We start from the raw sequence: 6,494 nt of genomic DNA on the forward strand, positions 1-6,494 counted from the left end.
GGGGATTTTTTTGTATAATAGGTCCCCCGCAAAGTAAGCGGTTAAGCTTAGCTGCAGAGCCGACCGTCACTTTGCGGGGTTATTTTTCGCTTTTTACTGCTTGAACTCCACGCTTTGCTGCATACTCTCCCACTCGTCCGCACTGATCAGGCCGAGCCGCCACAGGGCGATGCCTTTGAGGTCATACCGCTTGGCCAGGCCGATCAGGTCGGTTACCGAATCCTCATTTTCACTGTGCAGGTTTAGCCCGAGAATCAGCTTATCCTTGTCCGTCTCCTGAATGGCGAGGCGGATGGCTTCGTCAACCTTGGCAATCGGCTCCGGCTGGGCGCCGGTGTCGGAGCTGTTCCCGGTTCCCGTACGGTAATCGTAAGCCATAACCACCAGCTCGTCGGCGATATCCCCAAGCGCTTTATAATCATAGCCTTGATAGGATGAATTCAGCGGGTGCAGCGCCAGTCCAAGCTTTAGTCCGGCCGCTTTCGTCTCCGCCGCCAGCTCTTTGACAAAAGCCGTAAAGGCGGCGCGGGTCGCGATCTTGTCGGTGGTCAGGCCCAAGCCTTCCAGATCAAGCATGATGCCTTGGAACGAATTGACGGTAGCGGCCGCGATCATATCGGAGATCGCCTGCTTCCGGTATTCGGCGTTTTCTACTACCTTGGTCAGCTCTCCTTTGACATCGCTGGAGTAAACCATCAAATACGGAGTCGTACCGACTCCCGACGCGTCCGTGATCAAGCTTTGCGGCGTTATCTCGCCGGCGGCTTCGGGCCATTTGAAGGTTTCGCCGCTGGTCGTGAATTTTCCGTTCTCATCAATCCGGCTCCAGCCGAAGGATACCGCATCGAGACTTGGAATTCTGGCTGCATCGGAAAAAGAGGAGATAGCATAAAAGCCGAGCGTATACATCTTCTTCTGCGGTGATGTGATTGAGACCGTCCGGCTCGCTTGGTCCCAATTGACCTTGGCTCCGAATTGCTGGCTGAAGAAGCTGAGCGGAATCAGGGTGTTGCCGCCTTGGGATCTAGGCGCGACAGCCAATTGAACAGGTACACCGTTCACGGTTGCCTCGGGATTGTCCAGGGTCAGCTTAACATTGACCGCCGCACCCCCCTCGCCTTTTACGGCCGAAATTGTTTTTTGCGCCTGGTTCCAGGTGACCGTGATTCCCAATGCCTCGGAAATGGAGCGGAAAGGCACCATCGTCGTCCCCTTGATAACGGCGGGCTCTCCCGAGAAGGACAGAGGATAGCCGTCGAGCAAAATTTTAACGGATGGAGCTGCGTCCGCTACAGCTGAATATGGACCGGAGAGGGCGGCAGCGAATATAGAAATCCCCAATACGAGCGTTCCTAGCTTTTTCATTTGTGAACGAGAACCTCCTCCAGTTCATTTCTATGGAATATTCCATTCTATAAATATAGCAAAAACTACCTAAGTATGATAGTTTCGGAGATTTTTCCGTTTATCTATTTTTAATGTACTGGTCGTAGAATTTATGCGATTGTTATGGCTCTCCAAGTACAATTGTTCTGTAAACGCTAACTACATGGAACTAGGAGGGATTCGGCGTGCTGCACATTATCATTAAGCCGAACTTATATCAAGACTCCGTAAGTCTGATGCTGATGTCCAATAAGCTGTCGGATATCGACGGTGTGAATCAAGTCTCTGTCATGATGGGGACCCCCGCCAACATTGACATCATGAAAAATACGGGGATGTATACGAATGAGCTCGACAAGGCCGCTCCCAGCGATTTATGTGTCGCTATCGATGCGGAGTGGGAGGAAGTCATTAAAACCTACTCGGGCATAGGCTATTCGATGATATCGAGCAAGCACGAAGAAAATGGGGCCGAAGACGAGGCCGCAACCGAATAAATGCCGCTTGGCGTGTATTATATAAACGGTGCCGGACTGGTGCCGGAGCCAAGTTTTGCCCCCAGGTTGCAATCTGAAAAGCTATGATTTATACTTAACATTACCGTGCTAGATGGGGAGGTAGCGGTGCCCTGTAACTCGCAATCCGCTGTAGCGAGGTTGAAGTCCTGTTAGCGGTCTTGTCGATGTGAGGCCTGGTCTTTACGGCAGACGTTGACGGACGGGTCCTCCGCAATGAGTAATTGTGAACCTGGTCAGGTCCGGAAGGAAGCAGCCATAAGCAGTCCCACTCTTGTGCCGGAGGGGAGCCTGTCCCGAGTTGCGCCGTAGAGGTGCCGCTTGGATCGCAATGATCAATAACAGGTGCACGGCTTAACATGAATAAGAACGCATCTTTGCAATATCTGCAGAGATGCTTTTTTATTTCCGGAGATATGAGTTTTTCTGGCAAAGCTAGTATAGTATAATAAGGAAGCGGCTAATGCTGCTTATGGATAAAAGGAAGGTGCCGCAAATATGGAGCATATTGCGCTGTACCGTGCTTGGCGGCCGCAGTCGTTTCAAGACATGGTGGGACAACAGCATATCATCCGCACCCTGCAGAATGCGATCCGCGAGCAGCGGCTGTCGCATGCGTACCTCTTTAGCGGACCGCGCGGAACCGGGAAGACGACCGCGGCCAAGCTGTTGGCCAAAGCGGTCAACTGCGAAAAGGGTCCCGCGCCGGAGCCTTGCAATGAATGCGATGCGTGCCGGCGGATTACCGCAGGTGCCGTCATGGATGTGCTTGAAATTGACGCCGCTTCCAACCGGGGGGTCGACGAAATCCGCGATCTCCGCGAGAAAGTGAAGTACGCCCCGACGGAAGTGCGGCAAAAAGTGTATATTATCGATGAAGTTCATATGCTGACTACGGAAGCTTTCAACGCCTTGCTCAAGACGCTGGAGGAGCCGCCGCCACATGTGATGTTTATTTTGGCGACGACCGAACCGCATCGGCTTCCGGCCACGGTGATCTCCCGCTGCCAGCGCTTCGATTTCCGGCGGGTGTCCTTGGAGGAGCAAAGCCAGCGCCTGCGTGACATATGCGAGCAGGAAGGCATAAATGCCGAGGACGAGGCGATTGAGTATATCGCCCGGCTATCCGACGGCGGAATGCGCGATGCGCTTAGCATCCTGGACCAGATTTCATCTTTTTCGGACGGCAGCGTCACTTATCAGCAAGTGCTGGATATGACGGGGGGCATCCCGTCGCGGCAATTCGCGGAGCTGGCCAGAACGATTCTGGAAGATGACATCGGCGGCATGCTGCAGATGATCGAGGGCTTTATGCAAGAAGGGAAAAGCGCCGACAAATGCATGGAGAACCTGCTTTATTATTTCCGCGACCTGCTGATGATCAAGATGGTTCCGGAAGCGGACAAGCTGACGGAGCGGGTGCTGGATGCGGCGGATTTCAAGGAAATGGCGAGGGCCTTTTCGCGCTCTCAATTATTTGGAATCATCGACACGCTGAATCATTATCAGTCCGAAATGAAATATGCGGCCCAGCCGCAAACCTTGTTCGAGGTGGCGCTTCTGAAGCTGTGCAGCCTCCCGAAGGAAGACGGCACGGTCCGGGAGCCCGCCGCCGAGAGAATTTCGTCGGGGGCGGCCCCGTCCGGCGCCTCTGGCGCGGAAGTGCAGCAGTTGAAGCGGCAGCTCGCCGAGCTCGAGCGCAAGCTGGAACAGGCGCTGCAGGGCGGGCTGGCCGCATCCGGCGGCGCGTCCACAGACCGTGCGCCTGCCGGAGGCGGACGTTCGGCGTCGAGAAGCCCGGCGCCGAGAGTGTCCTCTCCCGCCAAGCTCCCGTCGGGCTTGGACCGGTATATCGCCCAGCGGAACAGCCAGGAGTTTATGGCGGTCCAGGGCAAGTGGAACCAGATTTTGCAGGCCGTTAAAGATGCAAAAGTAACGATCCATGCCTGGTTCGTCAACGGCGAACCCGTATCGATGGTGGATGATGCCGTGCTGGTTGCTTTTAAGAATGATATCCACCGGGAAACGACGGAGAAACCGGCCAACAAACAGCTGATCGAACAAGTCATGGAACGGCAGTTGGGGCATCCTTGCCGGTTGGTTACGATGATGCTCAAGGATTGGAACGAAGCGATTCAGGGAGCGGCGGAAGCCCCGAAAGAACCGTTTGAGCTGGAACCGCCGCCCGAGGACGGCAACGGCGGCAGCAAGGAGCCTTGGGTCGACGAGGCGCTGCAGTTGTTCGGCGAAGACCTTGTGGTTATTAAGGAATAACGCGCGTATTTTGATTTGGTATGCAACCTATTATAATAGATGCTGATATTAATTAAGGAGATGTGGGCCTAGTGAACAATATGAACCAAATGATGAAACAAGTGAAAAAAATGCAGGAGCAAATGCTCAAAGCACAGGAGGAGCTTGGCAGCAAAACGGTCGAAGGCAGCGCCGGAGGCGGTGTGGTAACCGTTCAAGTCAACGGACACAAGAAAGTAATGTCCTTGAATATCAAACCGGAGGCCGTTGATCCGGACGATGTGGAAATGCTGCAGGATCTGGTGTTGACCGCCGTAAACGACGCTTTGAACAAAGCGGAAGAGCTTGCCAACCAAGATATGGGCAAATTTACGGGCGGAATGAAAATTCCGGGCTTGTTTTAGTTTATAAATTGAGATTGAAGGAGACCATCCATTGTATTATCCCGAACCGATCGCTAAGCTGATCGACGCCTTTACGCGCTTGCCCGGTATCGGTCCGAAAACGGCCGCAAGGCTGGCATTCCACGTGCTGAACATGAAAGAGGACGATGTCATCGATTTTGCCAAAGCCTTGGTCAGCGTGAAGCGAAATCTTCACTACTGCTCCGTCTGCTGCAACATTACCGATACGGACCCGTGCCGGATTTGTCAGGATAAGACGCGGGACCCGTCTGTGATTTGCGTGGTGCAGGAGCCCAAGGATCTGGTCGCGATGGAGCGGACGAAGGAGTTCGACGGCTATTATCATGTGCTGCAGGGAGCGATTTCTCCCATGGAAGGTCTTGGACCGGATGATATCCGGCTGAAGGAACTATTGAACCGTTTGAGCGATGAGCGGGTAAAGGAGCTTATTTTGGCCACTAACCCGAACATTGAAGGCGAGGCTACGGCCATGTACATTTCGCGGCTGGTGAAGCCGTTTGATTTGCGCGTAACCCGAATAGCCCACGGCTTGCCGGTAGGCGGAGACCTGGAATATGCGGATGAAGTGACGCTTTCCAAGGCGCTTGAAGGACGGCGCGAGCTAAACTAATTTTTGAACGAGATCTGTTTGAGGAACCTTGATAATAACCGCTTTTTGGCGGGATCAGGGTTCCTTTTTCTTTTTATCCGGCGGCTTTAAGGTTCTAAGTTTGTCCTGTTCCCGATACACATGAAATAAACGGAGAAGGAAGGGGAGAGCGGAACTTGAGCCTATGGAAAAAAGGATACGCAGACGGAAAACAAGGATTCTCGCTATCCGATCAGGATCAGGAGCTGGAGTATAAACGGTATCTTTACCGAGAAGTATGTAAAGCCCGGAGACAATGGGAAATGGCCACCTGGGCCTTCAATGAAGCGCTCGGAAAAGACGAAGTGGATGTGGCGATTTATACGCTGGAGGCGGCGGAGCGCAGATATCAGATCCAATTAAAGCTGGCCAAGCAGGCGAAGGTCCATTGGGATGCGATGAAATACGGTTCATATTTTTAAAAATATCGGTAGAAAGGAAGTTGCGGAGTGAAAATATTATTAATAGGCGTTCTGGTCATCTCTTTGCTGTCACTGTTGTACATTGCGGTCTCGAAACGGCTCGGATTCGCTTGGCTGACCCGGTTCGGCCTGCATGTGGTTCTTGCTGCGCTCGGGATATATGTAGTTAATTTCTCGGGGTTGGTGGCGGAAGCCTATATTCCTATTAATCCGGTCACGATGACTACGGTTCTTGTCTTGGGGCTGCCGGGGGTAGGGCTTCTGCTGGGATTGAAAATGACCATGATATGACAGTTGACGCGGCTTTATTATATATGTTACATTATTAAAGTTCCTCTGAGGGCAAGTGCTTGATAATTAACTTAAACAATTATTTTTTTAAAAAAGCCTTGACTTTAGAAGAGAATGCGTGGTATATTAATAAGGTCGCTGCTGAAACAAAATTGCGACGAAATAAACGAAGTTGATCTTTGAAAACTGAACAACGAGTGAGTATTAAATGAGAATTAAATTCTCGTCAGTTTTGAAATGAGCAAGTCAAACACTTTATTGGAGAGTTTGATCCTGGCTCAGGACGAACGCTGGCGGCGTGCCTAATACATGCAAGTCGAGCGGAGTTAATCGGGAGCTTGCTTCTGATTAACTTAGCGGCGGACGGGTGAGTAACACGTAGGCAACCTGCCCGTAAGACCGGGATAACTACCGGAAACGGTAGCTAATACCGGATAATTTATCTTGTCGCATGGTGAGATAATGAAAGGCGGAGCAATCTGTCACTTACGGATGGGCCTGCGGCGCATTAGCTAGTTGGTGGGGTAACGGCTCACCAAGGCGACGATGCGTAGCCGACCTGAGAGGGTGAACG

At 52.3% G+C, this 6,494-nt stretch carries 6 protein-coding genes, 1 rRNA gene, 1 other RNA gene and 1 pseudogene; 8 read left to right on the forward strand and 1 reads right to left on the reverse strand.

What is annotated here, in order from left to right; all coding sequences use genetic code 11:
• Positions 1-93: 93 nt before the first annotated feature.
• Positions 94-1,365 carry a stalk domain-containing protein gene (locus V3851_RS24775; RefSeq protein WP_331849119.1) on the reverse strand — a complete coding sequence of 424 codons (1,272 nt, stop codon included), beginning with the start codon at positions 1,363-1,365 and terminating at the stop codon, positions 94-96.
• Positions 1,366-1,571: 206 nt separating this feature from the next.
• On the opposite strand from V3851_RS24775, the pseudogene V3851_RS24780 reads away from it, so the two are divergent.
• The 8 genes and pseudogenes from V3851_RS24780 to V3851_RS24815 form a co-directional block, all read left to right on the forward strand.
• Positions 1,572-1,799 (forward strand): annotated as a pseudogene (locus tag V3851_RS24780) (acyl-CoA synthetase FdrA); the annotation flags it as partial.
• A gap of 187 nt (positions 1,800-1,986) precedes the next feature.
• An RNA gene (ffs, locus tag V3851_RS24785) (signal recognition particle sRNA large type) lies at positions 1,987-2,254 on the forward strand.
• Positions 2,255-2,399: 145 nt separating this feature from the next.
• Positions 2,400-4,175 carry a DNA polymerase III subunit gamma/tau gene (gene dnaX / locus V3851_RS24790; protein WP_331849120.1) on the forward strand — a complete coding sequence of 592 codons (1,776 nt, stop codon included), beginning with the start codon at positions 2,400-2,402 and terminating at the stop codon, positions 4,173-4,175.
• A gap of 71 nt (positions 4,176-4,246) precedes the next feature.
• Positions 4,247-4,558 carry a YbaB/EbfC family nucleoid-associated protein gene (locus V3851_RS24795; protein WP_331849121.1) on the forward strand — a complete coding sequence of 104 codons (312 nt, stop codon included), beginning with the start codon at positions 4,247-4,249 and terminating at the stop codon, positions 4,556-4,558.
• A 31-nt stretch (positions 4,559-4,589) separates the two neighbouring features.
• Positions 4,590-5,189, forward strand: coding sequence for a recombination mediator RecR (gene recR / locus V3851_RS24800; protein WP_331849122.1), 600 nt, complete (start codon positions 4,590-4,592; stop codon positions 5,187-5,189).
• Positions 5,190-5,344: 155 nt separating this feature from the next.
• Positions 5,345-5,629, forward strand: coding sequence for a DUF2508 family protein (locus tag V3851_RS24805; protein ID WP_331849123.1), 285 nt, complete (start codon positions 5,345-5,347; stop codon positions 5,627-5,629).
• Between the two features lie 27 nt (positions 5,630-5,656).
• Positions 5,657-5,920, forward strand: coding sequence for a pro-sigmaK processing inhibitor BofA family protein (locus tag V3851_RS24810; protein ID WP_331849124.1), 264 nt, complete (start codon positions 5,657-5,659; stop codon positions 5,918-5,920).
• Between the two features lie 255 nt (positions 5,921-6,175).
• Positions 6,176-6,494, forward strand: a 16S ribosomal RNA gene (locus tag V3851_RS24815); the annotation flags it as partial.

The sequence above is a fragment of the Paenibacillus haidiansis genome, assembly GCF_036553665.1.
Taxonomy (GTDB): Bacteria; Bacillota; Bacilli; order Paenibacillales; family Paenibacillaceae; genus Fontibacillus; species Fontibacillus haidiansis.